Origin of the sequence: Paenibacillus sp. S29 (assembly GCF_049319765.1) — a bacterium.
GTDB classification, from domain to species: Bacteria; Bacillota; Bacilli; order Paenibacillales; family Paenibacillaceae; genus Paenibacillus; species Paenibacillus polymyxa_B.
The window spans coordinates 171,553-191,863 of record NZ_JBMOUI010000012.1; the positions used below are offsets into that span (position 1 = coordinate 171,553).

Sequence of the window (20,311 nt, forward strand, 5' to 3'; positions counted from 1 at the left end):
ATTTTCAATGCAGATTAGCGTCCCCCTTGCATTATAGGGGGAAAATGAATTGTATGAGGCTATGATGATTTTTGCATAAAAAAACGACCCAATTCCAATTGAAACTCGGAATTGGGTCGCGCTTTTTAAATTATTCTTGCGAATGTGCTGCTTCGTCCTTCACTTCTTCCCGAAATGATCTAATACTTTCTTTACGACGATTATTTTTTTCTTCGATCTGCTTACGCTCCTCGTTGCTGATTTCAGAGGAAAATTCGTTTAGATATCCTTCAGCTTCATGCAGGTTCTGCTGTGTGTTCTGAATACTTTGTTGCAAATGTTCAACATTGTCGGCTCGATTATCTGGTTTTGCCATTCGTTTGTCGCCTCCTAATAATGGGGTCGCTCAGTAGAGCGCTAATCCGTAGCTTGATCGCTATCGGATCATTTTATGCATTAAAATGCTCCCCAAACCACTTTCCTGCGGCTTCGGCTTCAGTCCGCGTCAATTGATGACCATTGCGTTCCCAATATGCTTCCACCTGCGCTCCGGCCCCTTCCAATAATGCTTGCAGCTCCTGAGATTCCGAAATCGGAACAATGGGATCATTCTCACCGGAAGATAAAAATACAGGGATACCATTCAAAGCGGGCAAATCCAGCCCACGCAACGGCACCATTGCATGGTGTAAAATAGCTCCACGTAACGCTTTTGCATCGTGAAAGAGCATGCTGGCGGCTATGTTTGCACCATTGGAATAGCCAAGAGCCACCACGTTATTACGATCAAAATCGTATTGCTCTGCAGCTGTATCCACAAATTCGCTCAATTCTTTGGTGCGAAATACGAGATCCTCAATGTCGAACACTCCTTCTGCCAAACGGCGAAAGAAACGCGGCATCCCATTTTCCAGCACATTTCCTCTCACGCCTAATACAGAAGCTCCCGGTGCTACCATCTCAGCCAAAGGTATCAGGTCTTGTTCGTTCCCGCCTGTACCATGCAACAGCAAAATAACTGGGGCTTGCGGATGAGTTCCTTTACGAAATACGTGTTTCATTTATATTTCCTCCTCAATTTTCTCTAAATTAAGATTCTTATTTTTATTATAAATTAATTATAGTCAACTTCGCTGCCTTTTACAAACCTAATGAGCCTGATCTAAACCTTTTTTCTAAAATGATGCCTTGTTCCATTGACATGTAGTATAGCTCTATTTTACTATGGTTTTAGATATTTAGAATATTATCTAAATATCTAAAGGAGGAAATGTATTTTGAACGATGCCTTCAAAGCTTTGGCTGATCCGACCCGGCGTACAATCTTACAGCTTTTAAAGGAGAAAAGTATGAGCGCAGGCGAAGTGGCTGAACATTTTCAAATTAGTAAGCCCAGCATCTCCCACCATCTCAATATCCTGAAGCAGGCTGGGCTGGTGCTGGATGAACGACAGGGGCAAAACATTATCTACACCCTGCATACAACGGTTGTGGCGGATGTCATCGGTTGGATGTTCAGTATCGCCCACTCTGATACCCCTGCCAAGAAAAATGTAAATCATATTAAGGATGCGGAGGAATCTGAATGAAATTGCGAACACGTTGGAGCTTGACGGATGTTTTGACAACTTTGATTGCCTTATCACCCGCCATAGGCGCTATACTGCTGTACGACCGACTTCCCAATGTTCTAGCCTCGCATATTAACTTTAACAATACAGCAGACGGGTATACGAGCAAAAGTGGTTCTATTATCATGCTCGTGTTGTTGGGCCTAGTCCCGCTGGTCATTCGATTGGCTCGCCACATGGACCCCAACAGAGCTAATTATGAGAAATTTTCAAAAGCCTATGAAGTTACGCGTGCAGGTGTTTCTGTAGTTCTCGCTGTAGCTGGATGGGGAATGCTGCTGTATAACCTGAATATACGACTGCAAATGAATGCTATAATTTTAGGGTTAATAGGCCTGATGCTGATGGCGATGGGGAATTATATGACTCAGGTACAGCCGAACTATACCTTCGGTATCCGCACGCCGTGGACTCTGTCTAACCCCGAGGTGTGGCGTAAAACGCACCGTTTCGGCGGACCTATGATGATGCTCGGTGGTGCTTCGGGTTTGGTAGCGGCATGGGTCGGTGGAGTGGCCGGGACGGTCATTTTTCTCACCGGGCTGGGTATATCCGTCGTCACCCCCATCCTCTACTCCTTCCTCCTGCATCGCAAATTAAATCAACAGTAGGATACAGGACGTGGTAACTCTGTCCAAACGGACAAAAGCGTATGAGATGATCCCAATGCATAAATAAAAAAAGAACCTCCCATCCACGATTAACGTAGAATAGGAGGTTCTTTGTACATTTAATCTTTAATATTAGAACAGCAGCTTATCGGGATGCGTGCCTACACGCTCATCAAGATGAAGACCATTGATTCGTTCAATATCCTCAGCCGTCAATTCAAAGTCGAATAAATCAGCATTTTCGCGAATACGATGCGGGGTTACAGATTTGGGAATCGTCACAATCCCCCGATCCAGATGCCAACGCAAAATAACCTGCGAAGAGGTTTTACCGTATTTGGCAGCAATCTCAACGATGTCCGCTTGCTCGGTTAATTTCCCCTTCATCAGTGGACTCCATGATTCAAGCTGGATCTGGTGCTCCCGGCAGTATTGATGCAGTTCTTGTTGAGTCAGACGAGGGTGAAGCTCCACTTGGTTGATGACAGGAACCATGTTGCTGTCTTTGAGGAGGTCTTCGAGATGGTGAACTTGGAAGTTACTAACTCCGATAGCGCGTACGCTTCCTTCTTCATACAGTCGTTCGAATGCCTTCCAGGTTTCCTTGTACTTATCCTTGCCAGGCCAATGAATGAGATACAGATCAATGATATCCAGACCCAGCCGCTTACGGCTTTCCTCAAAGGCACGCAGTGTTGAATCGTAACCCTGATCCTGATTCCATAGCTTGGTGGTTACAAACAGATTTTCTCTAGACGTCCCACTATCACGAATGGCTTGTCCAACCAGTTCCTCGTTACCGTAGATAGCCGCTGTATCAATGTGACGGTAACCGACCTCAATAGCTGTTTTGACCGCTTCGTAGACCTCATTGCCTTCCGCCTTGTAAGTACCAAAACCGAGCCATGGCATCTGAACTCCGTTATTCAGTACAGTTGTATCCGCAATGTTCCCCATGTCTATTCCTCCTGTTCCTGATTATGAATGATCCAACGGGATGATTACAGTTTAGTTGCGTCCTGAAAAGCATTCACTTGAAGTGGAGCAGCCAACAATTCTTTAGCCGCGGCAACAAATGCCTGGAAATGGGCAGAATTATTATGGAAATCTACAGCAGCAGCATCTTTCCACTCTTCAACCATCGTAAATGCGTTGGGATCATTCAGATCCTGCATTAACGTGTAGCGTACATTGCCTTCTTCAGCTTGGGATGCGCTGACCAGCCCTTGGGTTTGTTGCAAAAAAGCCTCTCTTTTTTCAGGTAAAACTTTCATATCGGCATGAATAATAATCATATTATGTTCCTCCTCGTATTATGTAACTATTTCTATTATAGACCATTCTTTCGAAAGAATAAAAGTGCGGGCGTTTCTGTAATACAGTAAAATAGATCGTATGGGGGAGAAGATCAGCAGATCCGTTCCTCCTATATTTTGTTTAACGGCGGTGAAGGCATGTGCGTTTTCAGACAAAACTAATGGTATTTATATCCCTTTTAGTACTGGTAGTTACCGGGCTGTTGGGATTATCCTTTCGATATATGATCACCTCCGCTCTATATGATGAAATCGGAGAAAGGGCGCTTACCGTCGCCAATACCCTCGCCGTAGATGCGCAGGTCAGAGACGCTCTGGAGCAGACTGAGACGACGCAATTGCGTTCGCGTATCAACGAGGTCATAAAGCCTGTCCAAGCCAGCAGCGGCGCTGATTTTATTACTATTGCTGATCGTCATCTCATCCGGCAGTGGCATGTAAACCCGGAGCGTATCGGCACGCCTATGATAGACCCCATGAATGATAAGGTACTGCAAGGGCAGTCCTTTATCACTGAATCGACGGGCTCTCTCGGACCGTCAATACGCGCCAAAACAGCCGTTTATGATACGCAAGGTAAGGCCATCGGGCTCGTCTCTGTAGGTTTTTTAATGACAGATGTGCAGCAAAATATTCGTACATACACATATGCATGGCTCTGGTTTATGGTGGGCGCGCTGATGATCGGCATATTGGGAAGCCTGGTTATAGCGCAACGGGTACGCCGCGCACTGCATGGACTGGAGCCAGTGGAGATCGGACGGTTGTATCAGGAAAAGCAAGCCATTATTGAGTCCATCGGCGAAGGGATTATCGCGGTGAATAGTAACGGACAAATCACACTTGCCAATCCACAGGCCGCTCGCTTGATCGGACTCCCACCGGAAACCTCTATCTACGGATGCGACCTTCGTCACTTGACTGGTGTTCCGGATGTACTGGTTGATATGCTTGTTGCCGATTACACAGTAGAGCATTCAACGATGGAGCCAGATCAGGGACAGGACATATGGAATAAGGAAATTGAGGTCCAGCAGCGAATTGTAGTCGTCAGCCGTGTGCCGATCCAGGATCGTTCCGGTCGCATCATGGGCACGGTTGCCAGTCTGCGTGACAAGACCGAACTGCTCCACATGACACAACAGTTGACAGAGGTCAAAGATTACGCGGAAGTACTGCGATCACAAACACACGAATACGCCAATCGGCTGTATCTCATATCCGGCCTGATTCAGTTGGAGTGTTATGACGAAGCGGTGGACTTTATCACCCAGGAATCAGAGGAATATCGTGTACACAGGCCGATTGGCACAGCTCTCCTAACCGATTCAATCATCGCCAGCCTACTGATCGGTAAGAAGAAACAGGCGCTGGAAAAAGGGGTTTTACTCCATTCTGATATTAAAGGAGCATTCTCAACCCAGTCCCCTACGTTGGAGTGGTCCTTTCTCGCTTCCATAGCCGGAAACCTGCTGGACAATGCCATGGAAGCTGTTGCGATGTCCTCCATCTCTGACGGACAGGTCTGGTTCCGGCTTGAAGAAACGACTGAAGCCATCATCATCGAAGTTGCGGATAACGGATCGGGAATTTCGGACGATATCCAAGAAAAGTTGTTTGTCAGAGGAGCTTCGACCAAAGCAGAAGCAGGACATGGATATGGCCTTGCTCTCGTGCTGGAGTACACTGAACGAATGGGCGGCTCTATAGAAGTGCACAAACGTCCTGGTGGAGGAAGTATTTTTGAGGTTTACATTCCTTTACATACAACAGATACGAGTAATGATGCAAAAGGAGGTTATGCCCATGAATGAGCGGGTTTTATCGGACATTGAGGTTCTTATTATTGAAGACGATCCGCGAATTGCGGAGATTAACCGCCGATTTATTGAAAAGGTGGACGGGTTCACCGTATGTGCAATCGCGACGAACGAATTTGAGGCAAAACTTCAACTGGACGTGCTCCGTCCTCCTCTAGTCGTGCTGGATGTTTATTTTCCCGATACGGATGGTCTAACCCTGCTATCGTTCATCAAGCAACACTATCCGGGTACAGATGTTATTATGCTGACTGCCGCCAAAGAAGCTGAAACAGTGGTACAAGCCGTTCGAGCAGGCGTGTTTGATTTTATCGTAAAGCCGCTTATATTCGAGAGATTGCGTGCGACCTTGGAGGAATATGCCCGATTTCGGCGACAAATCACAACATGGCAAGAGGAACAATCCACAGTCGAACAATCTGAAATTGACAGTTTGCTTCAAAGCGCGGGCACCGGTCGGATGGCGGGGAACGGAGTTGGAGAACTATGGGCCAAAGGCATCGATAAAGTAACTTGCGACAAAGTGCTAGATCTCCTGAATCGACGGGGTGAGGTGACTACAGGTACAGTGGGAATCGAGCTGGGTATGAGCCGTTCTACAGCCAGAAGGTATCTGGAGTATTTAGTGGAAAGTGGCGACGCGCACCACGATCAGGTGTACGGAACCGTCGGCAGACCGGAGCGTATCTATCGCCGACAGCGGAGGGATGCATAAACCGTCCAACTCTGATGTCCTGGTACTTCCCCTCCTCCTATTCATAATTTTATTGAATTTAATTCACTTAATCGATCAAAACGGTTTAAATAACCACATTATTTACGTCCTCCTTCCCGATTGCTAGAATGATCAACAGTTAGTTGATTGATAATGATTATCAGTTTCTCTGATAATCATACTGGAACGGGGGATAACATATGGCAACACCGAAACAACCACTGCGCACAGGTATGCTGCTTGCAGCGGTCCTGGCACTACTGACGGTCATTATGGCGGGATGTGGAAGCCAGTCACAAGATAACAGCGCAGTAGCACCTCAAGCAACAGGCGACACTCGAATGATTAAACATGAGATGGGAGAAACCAAAGTTACAGGTACACCCAAAAGAATCGTAACCCTGGAATTCTCTTTTGTCGATGCCACAACCCAACTGGGCGTAACACCTGTCGGTATAGCTCAGGAAAATGACGATGATATTGATGGGCTGCTCGGCAAGAAAATCGACTTCACACCAGTAGGCACACGCAAACAACCAAACCTGGAAACGATCAGCTCCTTGAAGCCGGATTTGATTATTGCTGATCTGAATCGTCATAAAAGCATATACAAAGAACTTAGTGAGATTGCTCCGACCATTGTTCTAAAGAGCCGCAATTCTTCCTATGAACAAAACTTGGCATCCTTCGGTGTCATCGCCGATGCGTTGGGTGAGAAGGAAAAAGGCGAGCAAATTCTCGCTACGCATAAAGCTACAATGGAAAAGTTGAAAGAAGGCATCAAAGCTGGTGAGCCACGCAGCGTATTACTAGGGGTATTCCGTTCTGATTCACTATCGGCTCACGGCGCTTCATCCTTTGATGGACAACTACTGGAGCAAGCGGGTATCCACAATGCCCTTCAAAATACAAGCGAGCCTACCGTCAAGCTGACGCTGGAGCAAATTTCACAAGCGGATCCTGATGTGATCTTTTTGGTGGAAGCCGATGAGAAGCTGATTGCGGAATGGAAGCAAAACCCGCTTTGGCAAAACATTACGGCCGTCAAAAAAGGGGAAGTTTACGAAGTAAACCGGGCACTGTGGACCCGATACCGTGGACTCGGCTCAGCCGAAAAAATACTGGAGCAAGCCATTTCGCTTCTGTATCCCGCGCAAAGTAAAGGAGACGGCTCCCGTTGATCGGACAAGCCTCACGCGACCGGCTGAATAAGCCGGTCTTCTTTGCACTTATCGCTGCGTTGCTGGCTGGATTGCTGCTTAGCGTGGCGATTGGCCCAGTCAGGATGGACATCCCCACCATGCTGACTGCGCTGTTCACTGAGCATCCGTCTAAGGATCAGCTCATTGTCTTGACGGTACGCCTACCGCGTGCCGTTATTGGCCTAATCGTCGGGGCCGGGCTTGCCGTGGCTGGAGCCCTGATGCAGGCCATCACACGCAACCCGCTGGCTTCGCCGCAGGTATTCGGGGTCAGCTCAGGCGCTTCGCTGGCTGTCGTGCTGTCCATCGTGCTGCTGCCGAATATCGGATCGTCCGGCAGCATTTATTTTGCTTTTGCCGGGGCCATCGCAGGTGGCTCCTTCGTATACGGGCTGGCCGGAACGGCGGGCATGACGCCGGTCAAGCTGGCCCTTGCCGGGATGGCCGTGCATCTGTTGCTGGCCTCCATCACCCAAGGACTGCTCGTGTTCAACGAGCAAATATCTGATGTGCTGTATTGGCTCGCCGGAGCCATCGACGGGTCCACTTGGGCCGACACACGTCTGGTGCTGCCATGGTTCGCCGTGGGTATGATCCTTGCGCTGGCGCTGGCCCCCTCGCTATCTGTGCTGAGCCTCGGTACAGAGGTCGCACAGGGATTGGGACAAAACGTACGTCTTGTCCGCCTACTGGCCTCGGCCTCAGTGATTATGCTGGCAGGCTCTGCCATAGCGGTAGCCGGGTCCATCGGCTTTGTGGGCTTGATGGTACCGAATATCATCAAGATGTTTACAGGCGACAATTACAAACGGGTCATTCCCCTGTCTGCAATCTGCGGAGCTCTGCTGCTGACATATGCAGACGTGCTTGGACGATTTATTGCATTTCCTTATGAATCACCCGTTGGCATTGTAACCGCGCTGGTGGGTGCGCCCTTCTTTTTATATCTGGCGCATAAGAACGGGAGGGCTTCACGATGAAAAAACTGTGGATTTTACTCTCGCTCATGCTAGGTGTTGCTTTTATAGCTATAGGCGTGGGCAGCACCTACATTACGCCCTCTGAGCTGATCAAGGCTCTGACGGACCGGAGTGCCTCTTCCTGGTTCATCGTTCATCATTATCGGCTGCCACGCGGTCTGCTGGCCATCATGGCCGGAGCTGGGCTGGCAGTAGCCGGTGTTCTGCTGCAAGGCATGATTCGCAACCCGCTAGCCTCGCCAGATGTGGTAGGTGTATCCAAGGGGGCCGGCTTTGCGGCGGTTCTCGTCATCGTGCTGCTACCCTCATCCCCAGTGGCACTGCTGCCTGTAGCCGCCTTTGTCGGGGCCGGGCTAGCTGCACTGTTGCTCGTACAGCTTTCGATGAAGGGAGGCATGCGTCCCAATATGCTAGCCTTGACCGGACTGGCGGTGGGCGCTATTTTTCAGGCTGCGACCGATTATATACTGGTCAAGTATCCACTCGAAGCCAGCGACACGCTCACTTGGCTAGCTGGAAGTCTGTGGGGCAAAGGCTGGGACGAAGTGTATGGGCTACTGCCGTGGTTAATCGTGTTGCTGCCTCTCGCCTATACACTACAGCGCAAGCTGGACATTATGAGCCTAGATGAGGAAAGCTCTGCTGGGCTGGGACTTAGCGTGAAGCGTGTGCGTACAGGACTGCTAGCTGTATCAGTCGCCTTGGCTGCCTCCTGTGTCGCTGCCATCGGCTCCATCGGCTTTATCGGACTGCTGGCACCGCATCTGGCACGGCGGTTATTTGGCAATCGCCACCGCTATCTATTGCCCGGTTCGGCGATGATCGGCGCCCTGATTCTCGTCCTCGCTGACGCGCTGGGACGAGGTCTGAAGCCGCCGCTCGAAATTCCCGCTGGCATCGTGACAGCCGTCATTGGCGCGCCATATTTTCTGTATCTATTGCTGCGGGAACGCAAACAAAAAGACAGCGGATAGGATGAGGATAAGAAGTTGCGCAGCGCAGCTAAACGCAGTACTATACCCTAGCGTTTAGCTGCGCTACCTCTCCAGCTGTACGCCGATACGCCGATTAACTTCTTTTCTAAACGATTCATCATGCAGTAGCCTCTTTTTAAAATCATTTATCATTTCGGGAAAGCTGGCATTTGTGCTTGGGTCCAAATCGTTAAAAAAGACAGCTAGCTCTGTCGAATGCCCTTCCTTATCTGTCGCATACATGGCCAGTGTCAAAACATAAGCCGTGGAGCCACCTTTTTGCCCAGTATGTTTCAGGGATTGCTGGTTTTCAGGAAGAACCATAAATGGTTCCTCCAAGACCTCGGACAATAACTTTTGCTCAGCTTTTGTGAACCCTTGACGACGATTCAGCTTACTCATTAAAGAGGCATAATCGGCTGTCGTTGAAGCTATAAAGCGATCCGTATTGATACGATCATAATCCTGATCATACCAAGTCGTAATATCTGCGTTTCTCTTGTAAGAACCACTCACATCACGGCGCAGTTTGTTATGAATCATGCGGGCATATCGGCGAAATTCCGTATCAGACATCGCCTGGATGGCTTCTTTGGCTGAATTGCTATTCTTTGTATTATTCCAATTCTCACCTTGACTCTCCCTCATCCATTCGTAGGGAATCAAAATGGAGGATACAAACGGATAAATGGGATCATGATTTTGCAGCCCCATTTTGGCTCTCGTCCGATTGATCGCACCCACCCCCAGTTTGTCCATTAAATACTCCGCATTGGCGTTGGAACTGAATTGAATCATCCCCTTGGCGACGTCTCGTACAGATACAGTTTCATTCTGTATCCGCCCTTTAGCCTCCATATTCTGTAGCCACGCCGTATGAGCACCCCCATCCAAATCCGGCAAATAAAACCTTTCCAGCGAAATCAGCTTCACTCTCCCGTCCGGGTTAATCTTACCCACCACCGCTTGCTTGGCATATTCGATCGCTATGATTGTTTTGACGGTGCTCGCCAAAGGCATCATCCGGTTTTCCTCTTGACCTGCCAGCTTTTTTCCATCTCTCAGAATCGTAATCGAAACTTTTTCTGCATTCGCCTCCACAAAATGAAGTAAACGCGTGGCAGCATCCTGTTCCTTCGTTTCTTCCTTAACGTCAGCTGCAATCGCAGTTGTGGGCCGGACGGTATTCGGGGGATTAGCCACTTGATTCTGCATGAAAGATAGTAAGCCTGCCGCTACACCCATAACGATGAGCACTGTAGCCAAACTAGTTGCTACCACGATAAGGCGCTTTCGTTTCACTCTTACCTCCCCCCGTATGCGCTTTACATACAGGTTTATTTTCCCATTTTTATATTTCAATTTCTATTTTAAACGAAAACACAGTACAAAAAGTTTCATTACATGTCATATTTTCAAATAACATAAAAAAGAGAGCCTCCTGTATATAACACAGGCTGACTCTCTTTCACTATCCTTCGACACTTATGCTGGATAGGGTACTTCGGTTCCATTCAATATGAGGTGCATCCGAATTTCCGCTTTTAAGGAATCGGATACCGCACAATATTTTTCCTTACCCATCTGAATCGCTTTCCATACGCGGTAATCCGGAATATTGCCATCTACGTGGAATGTCAGATCAATCGCGGTAAAGCCTGTCGGCATTTCTTCCTTGCGCGTACCTTCTGCGTCAATATCAATGCGAGTGATGTCCGACAAAAAACGATCCAAAATCATCGTAATATCAATGCCCATACATCCCGCCAGACCCGCCAACAGCAGTTCCATGGGTGTCATCCCTTTACCATCACCGCCATAAGCCGCCGTAGCATCCATTCCTACAGAGTAACCGGATGGTCCCTCCGAAGTAAACGCGCGTTTGCCGTGCCAAGTTGTAGATACTTTCATGTCTAAAGGCCTTCTTTCCATCTTAATAATCTATGATTTATCCTCGATCTTACTTTAAAATTCACTGATTTGGCGTAAAAATTTCTGTGTTCTCTCATGCTGGGGAGTGTCAAAAAACGCCTGTGGCGCTGCCTCCTCCAAAATGATACCATCTGCCATAAATACGACCTTGTCCGCCACCTCGCGAGCAAATTTCATCTCGTGAGTAACGACGACCATCGTCATTCCGTCTTGAGCCAACTCTCGCATAACTCCCAGTACTTCCCCTACCAGCTCGGGATCAAGCGCCGATGTCGGCTCGTCGAACAGCATAATCGCCGGGTCCATCGCCAGCGCACGCGCAATGGCTACTCGTTGCTGTTGTCCACCGGACAGACGAGAAGGATGTACATCCTGCTTGTCCGATAACCCTACCCGCTCCAACAACCGTTGTCCGATGGACATAGCCTTGTCGCGCGGCATTTTTTTTACTGTCAGCAGTCCTTCAATGACATTGCCGATTGCGGTTTTGTGCGGATACAGATTGAATTGCTGGAACACCATCCCTGTCTGTTTGCGAATCTCACGAATGGCTGCTTGGCGGACACGAACGGGAGCCGTAGCATCGACCTCAATCCCATTCACCTCAAACTTGCCGGAAGACAGCTCTTCTAGACCGTTCAGGCAGCGCAGCAAGGTACTTTTACCTGAACCGCTCGGGCCGAGTAATACGACGATTTCACGAGCGGCAACCTGAAAATCAATGCTTTTCAGAACCTCTACCTGTCCGAATCGTTTACCTAATCCGTTAGTTGTTATCATCATCTATCATCTCCACCTTAATAAGCTCGAGCCAGACGCTTTTCCACCCGCTCCAGTATAGCGGAGAATCCAATGCTCATAATCCAGTACATCAGGCCAATTTCGAGCAGAAACGGCATGTAAAGCAAATACTGCGCCTGTAAAAGCTGTGCCTGCCGCATCAATTCACTGACCCCGATAACCGACACCAGCGACGTTTCTTTAAGCATGCCTACAAATGTATTCCCCATCGGTGCAATTGCGATCCGTACCGCCTGAGGAAGAATAATACGCCACATCGTTTGACCGGGCGACATTCCCGTTGCATAAGCTGCCTCGGTCTGTCCCTGGGGTACGGCTAAAATAGCTCCACGGAACGTCTCCGATAAGTACGCCCCTGTATTAATGCTAAGTGCCAGACAAGCGGCTGTCAGCGATCCGAATGATATTCCATAATCATCCAGCCCATAATAAATGACTGCAATCTGCACCAAAACCGGCGTCCCCCGAATGATCGATACATACATGCGCGCCAGCCATCGAACAGGTCGATTCCCCTTCAACCGGGCCACAGCAACAATCAAACCAATGATTAGGCCAAAAAACATAGAGACAATCGTAATATATAGCGTATAATAAGCACCCTTTAATAAAAAAGGGACGTTCTCCCACATTAATTCAAGCATTGGTTATATTCCCTTCTTTCAGACGAGTGGCCCCATGTCAGCATGAAAGCCAAGACTGGAGCCAGACGCCTCTAACAGGCTTACGTTATTCTTTTGGCTCCTCGCCAAACCATTTTTTGAAAATTGTTTTGTAAGTGCCGTCTTCCTTCATTTCCTTCAAAGCCTTGTTCAAGGCTTCTTTGAGCTCAGGAGTTTTCTGGTTAATGGCTACACCCGCTTGATCCGATTTAATCGGCTCGCCTACGGCTTTAATTTGGAACCCGTTTTTATCGATAATAGGCTTGAGAGCATACAGATTGTTGATTGTTGCGTCAATACGACCAGAGTTTAGATCCTTTAAGGAAGTAATGACATCATCATACGTTTTAATCTCAAAATCGCCTACCTTCGGCAGTACTTCATTCCGCAGATAAGATTCATCATTCGTTCCCAAGCCGACACCAATGGTTTTGCCTTTAAAGTCCTCCAGCTTGGTAATATCATTTGTTTTGCTGTTTACGATAATGTTTACATTGTTTGTGATATAAGGCTCTGTGAAGTCAATAGCCTTCTTACGATCCTCTGTAATCGTCACCTGACTAATCACTGCATCGAATTTTTTCTTTTGCAAACTTGGAACCAGTCCCGAGAATTCTTGTGCCGTGAACTCCGGTTTCACTCCAATCCGCTTCGCCAATTCTTTGGCGATATCCACATCAAATCCGTCCAATTCCTTGTTATCGTTCAAGAAATTGTACGGCGGATAAGTGCCCATCATGCCTACCTTAATTACACCAGCCTTCTTGATTGCTTCGAGCTGGTTACTCGCTGCCACATTACTGCTACCCGCTCCATTGCTAGTATTAGAAGCTTCTGGCTTAGTACCGCAAGCGCTTAGCACAAGGCTGAACAATGCCACAGCCATGAGTGTAGTTACCAAGAACCCTTTTTTACGTGTTTTCATGTATCCTTCTCTCCTATCTGGATGTATATGATTGAGTTCATATATGTGATTTGGCTATATTATTTGTTCCAACTACCCATTCATGCGATGTTGACCCTCTAGCTTTGACCTAGTAGTCCATAAAACTCAAAATTAGCCGCCTCTGCTGCCAATCTTTTAGCAGTTATCTGCGTGATGTGGTCATATGTTCCCTCTGAACCGAATAGCCAGCGTGTAATGACACCTTCGATCATACTCATGAGTAGTGCCGCCCTTAATTCGACATCCAATTCAGCAGGCAACATGTTCAGCTCGATCGCTCTTTCCATATTGCGCCGGAATGCCAGCTCCATCGCGGCCCTTGTCTCTCGGATACTCTGGCGCACCGGTTCATCGACACCACTGCCGATCAGCAGCAAACCCATCAGATAGCGGTTCTCCAATGCAAAATCAAATAACCGAACAAACAGCGCCTCCGATGCCTTAACCATATCAGCCAGCGTTCCCGCATCACGGCGATATCCCTGTCCAATCGCTGACAATAGTTGTTCACGACCGGTAGCGATAATCTCCAGCGCCAGTGCCTCTTTACTTTTAAAATGCCAATAAAACGTGCCCTGGGCTACTCCCGCCTCTACCACGATATCTGATATCTTCGTTTGATGGTAACCCTGCTCGGCGAACCGCTTCAATGCAATGTGAAGAAGCTGTGTTCTGCGGTCTGTTTCTTCCCCCGCGTGCTCAGCAGGTTGGTCATTTGAGACGGTCTCGGACTGCTTCGCCTTTCGTGGCTGCATGGGTTTCCTCCTCTCGATTGATCAGTCAGTCAGTTTTATATTTTTAATCCTATAGGATAAGTATACTTTTGTCAAAGAAAAAACTGTCAGAAGAAAATAAAGTTTTGCTGCTCCATGCTACGAAGCGTGAATGTGGTGTTATGCCAAGGCACCTTTCGAGCGTATTTCCAAAATTCATATATCCTCTCCTTAGAAGGTTACTATCACTTTTCCTTCGGAGTGGCCAGTAGAAACTTTATTTAAAGCCATGTTAATGTCATCAAAATTATAAACTGAATCTATAGCGGGCTTAATATCTTCATCCTCAACTAGTTTCGTCAGTTTTTGTAATTGCCTGCCATTAGCGGACACGAATAAGAAGCGATATTCTTTATTCTGTTTAACTGCTAATCGATCTAAACGAGCACCTACTAAACCAAACAATAGCTTTTTCCATATTGGAAAGTTATTTTCAGCAGCAAAGCGGTAATTGGGTAAAGCCTTCAATGATACCAATTTCCCTTGGGGTTTGAGAATAGCAAGTTCCGTTTTAATTTCTTTTGCCCCCAATGTATCGATAACATAATCAATATTAGATAGCAAATCAAAATAATTTTCCTCTTTATAGTTAATGAATTGATCAGCGCCGATGGACAGTGTTCGTGATCTCCCTCTTTCACTGCCGCTCGTAATCACATATAACCCCATCGATTTGGCAATCGGGATAGCCATCGTACCAAAGCCGCCGGTTCCTCCAGAAATAAATAGTTTTTTATCGGGTTGAACATGAAGTACATCATGCAAGGCTTGATATGCAGTTAAAGCCGTGAGGGGTACCGCGGCGGCCTCAATAAAAGAAAGATTTTTAGGCATAACGGAAATCGCATCCTCATGGACTGCCGCATACTCAGCAAAAGCTCCGATTTTATTTATTGGCAGCCTCGTATAAACGGGATCTCCAACCTTGAATTTCACAACATCTTTTCCAACAGCCTCAATAACGCCGGATAGTTCGTTTCCTAAAGTTAAAGGGAAGTCATAATCGGCAATCATGCGAATACTACCATTTAAAATAAGAATGTCTAAGGGATTTACACCTGCAGCTTTTACTTTGATAAGAACCTCATGGTTATTGATTTCCGGTATTTTTATATTGTTTATTTCTAAATTGGATTTGTTTTGAATATTTTTGCATTTGCGCAGCTTTCAATTCTTCATCTTCTCCTTTTCTCATTTATCTTAATTCCACATTCGTTTATTGGAAAAATTGATGGCGTACTTTAACTTGTACGCCATCATAAAGCAATATCCATGTTATTCTTTACTGATGTTGAGATTGAAGTTCTTTCATCGTAGGATAATCTGTGTAACCCTCGCTTCCGTTACCAGAGTACAATGTTTTACGATCTGCTTCATTCAAAGGAAAGCCTTCTTTAAGGCGTTCAACTAAGTCCGGATTAGCTAATGACCATACCCCGACTGGCGCCATATCAGCAAGGCCATTATCAATATCTACACTAAGATCTTCTAGAGCCCGTCCAGCTCTATTGACTAATAATGGATTTGACCAGATATTGCGAATTTCACGGAGCAGTGTTTCGTTCCCTAAATGCATAACATGGAGGTAAGCTAAATTATATTGAGCTAATTCTTTTACAAGGTGAAGATAAACTTCAAGACCGTGTTCGCCCTCATCAATTCCGTTAAGAGGTGTTCCCGGCGAAATACGGAAGCCTGTTCGTTCTGCTCCAATTTCTTCAACGATTGCTTTCGTTACTTCAATTGCAAAGCGAGCACGGTTCTCTATCGATCCACCGTATTTATCCGATCGTATATTAGAATTCTCCCCAATAAATTGATTAATCAGATAACCATTTGCTCCATGAATTTCAACGCCGTCGGCTCCTGCTTTAATAGCTGCCGCTGCTGCTTTCCGGAAGTCTGTAATTGTCGTCTGGATATTTTCTTCACTTAACTCTCTTGGAACGGGTATTTCCTGCATCCCTTTAGCCGTAAACATTTCTACACCGGGTGCGATCGCAGATGGTGCAACGGGTTGACGATGATGTGGTGTATTGTCGGGGTGCGAAACACGACCGACATGCATTAATTGGATAAATATAAATCCACCTTCTTCATGTACCGCATCCGTAACCTTTTTCCAACCTTCAATATGCTTTTCCGTATAGATGCCCGGTGACCTTAAGTAACCTTGACCATCATCAGAAGTTTGTGTGCCTTCAGTAATAATTAAACCCATCGATGCTCTTTGAGCATAATAATGGGAAGTTAGCTCTCCCGGCGTACCATCCTCTTGCGCTCTACTACGTGTCATTGGTGCCATCGCTAACCGATGAGGTAATTCCAGGTTGCCAATTTTCGTTTTGCTCCACAGTTTTTCCATTTTAAAACCCCCTCTTTGAATTGAGTTTATTAACTCCAATGTCTTTCGATTATCGCTCCACTTTAGCCTGTGCGGATCTGACCGCATTTGTCATGAGCTTGCGAGGCAGCAACCGCGGCAAGAACGCCATGAACTTGTTGCGCCCCCCTGTTATGATTAAAGTCTTGCCCCGCAAGAATTCGCGATATCCTATGTCAGCCACCTGCCCAACCTCCATGACGCCGCTTCTAAACAGCTTTGAGGTGGCTAGCCCAGCACGATCGACAAAGCCAGTCGCTGTCGCTCCCGGACAGAGTGCGGACACAGTCACGCCTGTGCCGCGCAGCTCATTCTCCAAAGCCTCAGTGAACGATAGTACGTACGCTTTTGTCGCATAGTAAACTGCCATCAGTGGTCCAGGAAAAAAAGCCACCAACGAAGCCACATTCAGCACGCCCCCTTGCTGCCTTTTGACCATATCCGGTAAGAACACCTTAGTCATTACAGTCAGAGCCTTGATATTAATGTCGATCATATTCATCTCTTGCTCCAACTGTGTCTCCAAGAATTCCCCGTACAAGCCGAAGCCCGCATTATTAACAAGAAAGTCGACGGTGATCCCTTTTTCTTTAAGCTCCCTGTAGATTTCCTCTGCCACGCCAGGTAATGCAACATCTTTGGCGATGTATGTCGTTTGGACACGGTACTTTTTCCGATATTCCCTCGCGAGATCCACGAGCTTGTCCTCGCTGCGTGCGACCAGCACCAAATCGTATCCGTCTTTGGCGAAACGATCCGCCAGCTCTTTTCCAATTCCGCCCGACACTCCGGTAATTAGTACAGTTTTGCTCATCATTTAAGCTGTGGGTAAATAGCAGCTACACCGCCAGCGAGAGCACGCTGGAGTTGACGGCTCGGTTCATCAGCAAGAATTTCAAAGCTATCGGACTCTATTCCATCAATTGCAATTTTTGCAATATCAGCAGGGTTGGACTTCGGAGCTTCAACGCCTGACGTCATGTCTGTATCCATAAAGCCCACATGCAAGCCAGCTACTCTCACATTTTGAGGATACAGATTTAAGCGCAACTCGTTCGTCATTGCCCACGCAGCCGCCTTTGCAGCCGAATAAGCGCCTTCACTCCCGCCACTACTGAACCATGATAATGCGGAAAGGATATTCAGTATGGATCCCCCACCATTATTAATAAGAATAGGTGCGAAATTGCGAATCATGGATAATGTGCCAAAGAAGTGCGTATTAAATTCCAACTGTATTTGATCGAGATCACCGTCAAGCAAAGTAGCTCCTGTAGCCGAGCCTGCATTGTTGATCAGAAGCGTAACATCTTGAGCGGCCATAGCAGCTGCCGCTACCTCTTGAGGGTTCGTAATATCAAGCTTTACAGGAATTGCACCGGGAATGTCAATGGACTGCGGATTTCTTGCTCCGGCATACACCTTAGCCCCTCTGGATAGAAGTTCAAGGGCAAGATGGCGACCAAAACCTCGGTTCGCGCCAGTGACAAATACAACTTGTTGAGAAATATTCATTTTCATGTGCTCCTTTTATTGTATTTTGTTTATGAAATTGTTTTCTTGAAGCTATTTGGTCTGCGTTTTGATACGTAGTAATTACGGTAAGCGAGTTTTACTCGATACTTGTTTTCTAACGAGAACGTTCATTCTCAAAATCGTTAAAAAAAATACTGAGTGCCTTACTCTGTTGTTTTTATGTGTTGTGTTGTTTGTTGTTTTAACTGCGCTGATAAACTTCATTGTAAACTATGCTTTAGAGCTTCTTTCGGCGTTTTTAGAATGTTCATTCTAAATTAAGCGTAAGATAACTCGATCGCAAAGAGCATGGATTAGCAGAAGGAACACTTCACATCTGAACTGACTACCACAACTACCCTTATTCTTCAAGGAGCTTCATCGAAATATGAGTAATACGGTGAAGCTTTTCTCTGGAAGCCGAGGTTCTTGCCATTACCCTTAACCCAATCCATACATTATGCAGGTATTCCGCCAATTCCTCAGCATTGTATGTGGAGGTGAATTCACCTTCACGCTGTCCCCAAAGAATAATCTCCTTGAGCAATTGCTCTGCTGTCGTGAATGCTTTCGTGGCCTTGTTGTCCACCTCGACGTCGCGCGCCGCCAATTCTACGGCCGAATTCACCATTAAGCATCCGGCTGGCGAGTCCTCATCCCCGTCGATCATGAAGCTAAAAATAAACTGTAATGCCTCCGATGCGGTCTTTGATCCTTTAACCCCTCCTGCAAGCGCGGCGATGATTTTGTCGTCAAACCGATCCATCGCTTTCAGGAACAGACTATGCTTATCTCCAAAAGTATCATACAAGCTTCTTCGATGAATACCCATATGCTCAACCAACTCGGTCATGGACGTTTTCTCGTACCCCTGCTCCCAAAAGAGCCGCATCGCCTTATCCAAGACTTCTTTCTCTTCAAACTCCTTGCTTCTCGCCATTCCCATCTCCCTCCCTCAATTAATATAACATATTGAGAACGATCAGTAAAGAATCGTTATGCTCTTTTTGAATGACATAATATTTCCATCGAGTTGGTTATCATACAATTCTACATATTGTAACTCCCCTGCCCGTTAGCTTAAACAATTACCGGCAGTCTAATGTAGTGCTTATGAAAAGTAAATAAGCCCATAACCGTATTTGGAAGGTAAATTAATTTTCCAATTTATAAGGGTATGGGCTCTCTTTGATCCTAAATAAGGCAGTGTAGGTTCTTATCACTTATAAAATATCATCGTCTGCTAATATACATTAGCATATTGTTCTTATATGGTAAAAGCAATTTGTTGAGCTATCATACCGTCGTTCAATGTCAATCCCATTCCGAGTAATGGTGATTATTAGGCTCTGAGCCTCGCGAACGTGATGTAATCGATTTGGACAGGCTCTGCCGATTCGATCCGAAGCGCCCGGTTGATCTGTCCCCGGTGATATTGCCCATGTAAGAGGACCTGCGACAGGATGTCCCGGACGGACGTTCGGAACGGAACCCCGCTCTGGTTCGCATAGTCGATCATCTCGTCCAACTCGGATTCCTCGAGCCCTTCGATATAGACGCGGTATTGTTCGGCGTTTTCTTCGAACATCGTCCGAATCGTCGTCAGGTCTTCTGCTTCCTCCCACAACGAATATTGCGCGCTACCCTTGCCCTGCAATCGGGACAGCCAGACTCGTTCCGCGACCGCGACGTGCCGAACCAGCTTCAGAAGGTCCTTGTTCTTCGTCTCACTCTCCTCGAGTGCGTCCAAGATGCGTCCGTCCGCCCAGTACAGGTGGTCCATCATGCACTTGATCGTCTTCATTTCGGTTTCCCCCTCTTCGTCTCATCGATTACTTGAAACTACTATTAACCGTTAGTTTAATCATGTGAATGAACTAAAACAACCTTTTTTCGGTGAATTCCTTGTTGCTGTAATCTAAGCACTAAGAAAACGCTTTATTTTCTCAGTCTGCAACTTTATTTCCTTTGAACAAAAAGAGAACCTCCACAGAGGTTCTCAGAGTGTCGAGAAAGTCCAGAGGACTTTTCGACACTTCTATTTTTATATGGGGAGACGCATCTTTTAAAA

At 46.8% G+C, this 20,311-nt stretch carries 22 protein-coding genes and 1 pseudogene; 7 read left to right on the forward strand and 16 right to left on the reverse strand.

Going from position 1 to position 20,311, the window contains the following annotated elements:
* Window positions 1-130 precede the first annotated feature (130 nt).
* A complete protein-coding gene (gene tlp / locus ACL9RM_RS19805; protein WP_013308822.1) occupies window positions 131-355 on the reverse strand; it encodes a small acid-soluble spore protein Tlp in 225 nt (74 codons plus the stop codon).
* Window positions 356-428: 73 nt separating this feature from the next.
* A complete protein-coding gene (locus ACL9RM_RS19810; RefSeq protein WP_061830865.1) occupies window positions 429-1,040 on the reverse strand; it encodes an alpha/beta hydrolase in 612 nt (203 codons plus the stop codon).
* 216 nt (window positions 1,041-1,256) lie between these two features.
* Between ACL9RM_RS19810 and ACL9RM_RS19815 the strand changes: the two genes are divergently transcribed.
* Both ACL9RM_RS19815 and ACL9RM_RS19820 read left to right on the forward strand, forming a co-directional pair.
* Window positions 1,257-1,568 carry an autorepressor SdpR family transcription factor gene (locus tag ACL9RM_RS19815; RefSeq protein WP_061830867.1) on the forward strand — a complete coding sequence of 104 codons (312 nt, stop codon included), beginning with the start codon at window positions 1,257-1,259 and terminating at the stop codon, window positions 1,566-1,568.
* Entirely contained in the window at window positions 1,565-2,221 is a 657-nt protein-coding gene (locus tag ACL9RM_RS19820; protein ID WP_250267470.1) for an SdpI family protein, read from the forward strand. Before ACL9RM_RS19815 ends, ACL9RM_RS19820 begins: the two co-directional genes overlap by 4 nt.
* Before the next feature lie 132 nt (window positions 2,222-2,353).
* Here ACL9RM_RS19820 and ACL9RM_RS19825 read toward each other — a convergent pair whose 3' ends face one another.
* Together ACL9RM_RS19825 and ACL9RM_RS19830 are read right to left on the reverse strand one after the other, a co-directional pair.
* A complete protein-coding gene (locus tag ACL9RM_RS19825; protein WP_235307288.1) occupies window positions 2,354-3,178 on the reverse strand; it encodes an aldo/keto reductase in 825 nt (274 codons plus the stop codon).
* A gap of 44 nt (window positions 3,179-3,222) precedes the next feature.
* The gene (locus ACL9RM_RS19830) at window positions 3,223-3,516 is read right to left on the reverse strand and encodes a putative quinol monooxygenase (protein ID WP_250267469.1); all 294 of its coding nucleotides are present in this window, start codon (window positions 3,514-3,516) and stop codon (window positions 3,223-3,225) included.
* 182 nt (window positions 3,517-3,698) lie between these two features.
* Between ACL9RM_RS19830 and ACL9RM_RS19835 the strand changes: the two genes are divergently transcribed.
* The 5 genes from ACL9RM_RS19835 (at window position 3,699) to ACL9RM_RS19855 (ending at window position 9,228) form a co-directional block, all read left to right on the forward strand.
* Window positions 3,699-5,351 carry an ATP-binding protein gene (locus ACL9RM_RS19835; protein ID WP_250267468.1) on the forward strand — a complete coding sequence of 551 codons (1,653 nt, stop codon included), beginning with the start codon at window positions 3,699-3,701 and terminating at the stop codon, window positions 5,349-5,351.
* Window positions 5,344-6,072 (forward strand): response regulator, encoded by a 729-nt coding sequence (locus ACL9RM_RS19840; protein WP_023987065.1) that lies wholly within the window; start codon window positions 5,344-5,346, stop codon window positions 6,070-6,072. The genes ACL9RM_RS19835 and ACL9RM_RS19840 overlap by 8 nt, the downstream gene beginning before the upstream one ends.
* Window positions 6,073-6,272: 200 nt before the next feature.
* Window positions 6,273-7,253 (forward strand): ABC transporter substrate-binding protein, encoded by a 981-nt coding sequence (locus tag ACL9RM_RS19845; protein ID WP_250259379.1) that lies wholly within the window; start codon window positions 6,273-6,275, stop codon window positions 7,251-7,253.
* Window positions 7,250-8,254 carry a FecCD family ABC transporter permease gene (locus tag ACL9RM_RS19850; RefSeq protein ID WP_250267467.1) on the forward strand — a complete coding sequence of 335 codons (1,005 nt, stop codon included), beginning with the start codon at window positions 7,250-7,252 and terminating at the stop codon, window positions 8,252-8,254. The genes ACL9RM_RS19845 and ACL9RM_RS19850 overlap by 4 nt, the downstream gene beginning before the upstream one ends.
* Window positions 8,251-9,228 carry a FecCD family ABC transporter permease gene (locus tag ACL9RM_RS19855; protein ID WP_250259381.1) on the forward strand — a complete coding sequence of 326 codons (978 nt, stop codon included), beginning with the start codon at window positions 8,251-8,253 and terminating at the stop codon, window positions 9,226-9,228. Before ACL9RM_RS19850 ends, ACL9RM_RS19855 begins: the two co-directional genes overlap by 4 nt.
* 63 nt (window positions 9,229-9,291) lie before the next feature.
* Here ACL9RM_RS19855 and ACL9RM_RS19860 read toward each other — a convergent pair whose 3' ends face one another.
* The 12 genes and pseudogenes from ACL9RM_RS19860 to ACL9RM_RS19915 form a co-directional block, all read right to left on the reverse strand.
* Window positions 9,292-10,530 (reverse strand): serine hydrolase, encoded by a 1,239-nt coding sequence (locus ACL9RM_RS19860; protein WP_250259382.1) that lies wholly within the window; start codon window positions 10,528-10,530, stop codon window positions 9,292-9,294.
* Between the two features lie 183 nt (window positions 10,531-10,713).
* On the reverse strand, window positions 10,714-11,139 hold the full coding sequence (locus tag ACL9RM_RS19865; RefSeq protein WP_250259383.1) for an OsmC family protein: 426 nt from the start codon (window positions 11,137-11,139) through the stop codon (window positions 10,714-10,716).
* Window positions 11,140-11,193: 54 nt separating this feature from the next.
* Window positions 11,194-11,943, reverse strand: a complete 750-nt coding sequence (locus ACL9RM_RS19870) for an amino acid ABC transporter ATP-binding protein (protein WP_013308809.1) — start codon at window positions 11,941-11,943, stop codon at window positions 11,194-11,196.
* Window positions 11,944-11,957: 14 nt separating this feature from the next.
* Window positions 11,958-12,605, reverse strand: coding sequence for an amino acid ABC transporter permease (locus tag ACL9RM_RS19875; protein ID WP_039272371.1), 648 nt, complete (start codon window positions 12,603-12,605; stop codon window positions 11,958-11,960).
* Window positions 12,606-12,690: 85 nt separating this feature from the next.
* Entirely contained in the window at window positions 12,691-13,548 is an 858-nt protein-coding gene (locus ACL9RM_RS19880) for a substrate-binding periplasmic protein (RefSeq protein ID WP_061832077.1), read from the reverse strand.
* 98 nt (window positions 13,549-13,646) lie between these two features.
* Entirely contained in the window at window positions 13,647-14,324 is a 678-nt protein-coding gene (locus tag ACL9RM_RS19885) for a TetR/AcrR family transcriptional regulator (protein ID WP_061832076.1), read from the reverse strand.
* Window positions 14,325-14,513: 189 nt separating this feature from the next.
* Window positions 14,514-15,537: pseudogene (locus tag ACL9RM_RS19890) on the reverse strand (NADP-dependent oxidoreductase).
* Between the two features lie 87 nt (window positions 15,538-15,624).
* Complete coding sequence (locus ACL9RM_RS19895; protein WP_414126447.1) at window positions 15,625-16,707, reverse strand: alkene reductase; 1,083 nt, start codon at window positions 16,705-16,707, stop codon at window positions 15,625-15,627.
* Between the two features lie 49 nt (window positions 16,708-16,756).
* Window positions 16,757-17,542: an SDR family NAD(P)-dependent oxidoreductase gene (locus tag ACL9RM_RS19900; RefSeq protein ID WP_250259389.1), complete on the reverse strand. Its 786-nt coding sequence runs from the start codon at window positions 17,540-17,542 to the stop codon at window positions 16,757-16,759.
* Window positions 17,539-18,240, reverse strand: a complete 702-nt coding sequence (locus tag ACL9RM_RS19905) for an SDR family oxidoreductase (protein ID WP_250259391.1) — start codon at window positions 18,238-18,240, stop codon at window positions 17,539-17,541. Before ACL9RM_RS19905 ends, ACL9RM_RS19900 begins: the two co-directional genes overlap by 4 nt.
* Window positions 18,241-18,601: 361 nt before the next feature.
* Complete coding sequence (locus tag ACL9RM_RS19910; RefSeq protein WP_250259393.1) at window positions 18,602-19,180, reverse strand: TetR/AcrR family transcriptional regulator; 579 nt, start codon at window positions 19,178-19,180, stop codon at window positions 18,602-18,604.
* Between the two features lie 402 nt (window positions 19,181-19,582).
* Window positions 19,583-20,044 (reverse strand): DinB family protein, encoded by a 462-nt coding sequence (locus ACL9RM_RS19915; protein WP_250259394.1) that lies wholly within the window; start codon window positions 20,042-20,044, stop codon window positions 19,583-19,585.
* Window positions 20,045-20,311 lie beyond the last annotated feature (267 nt).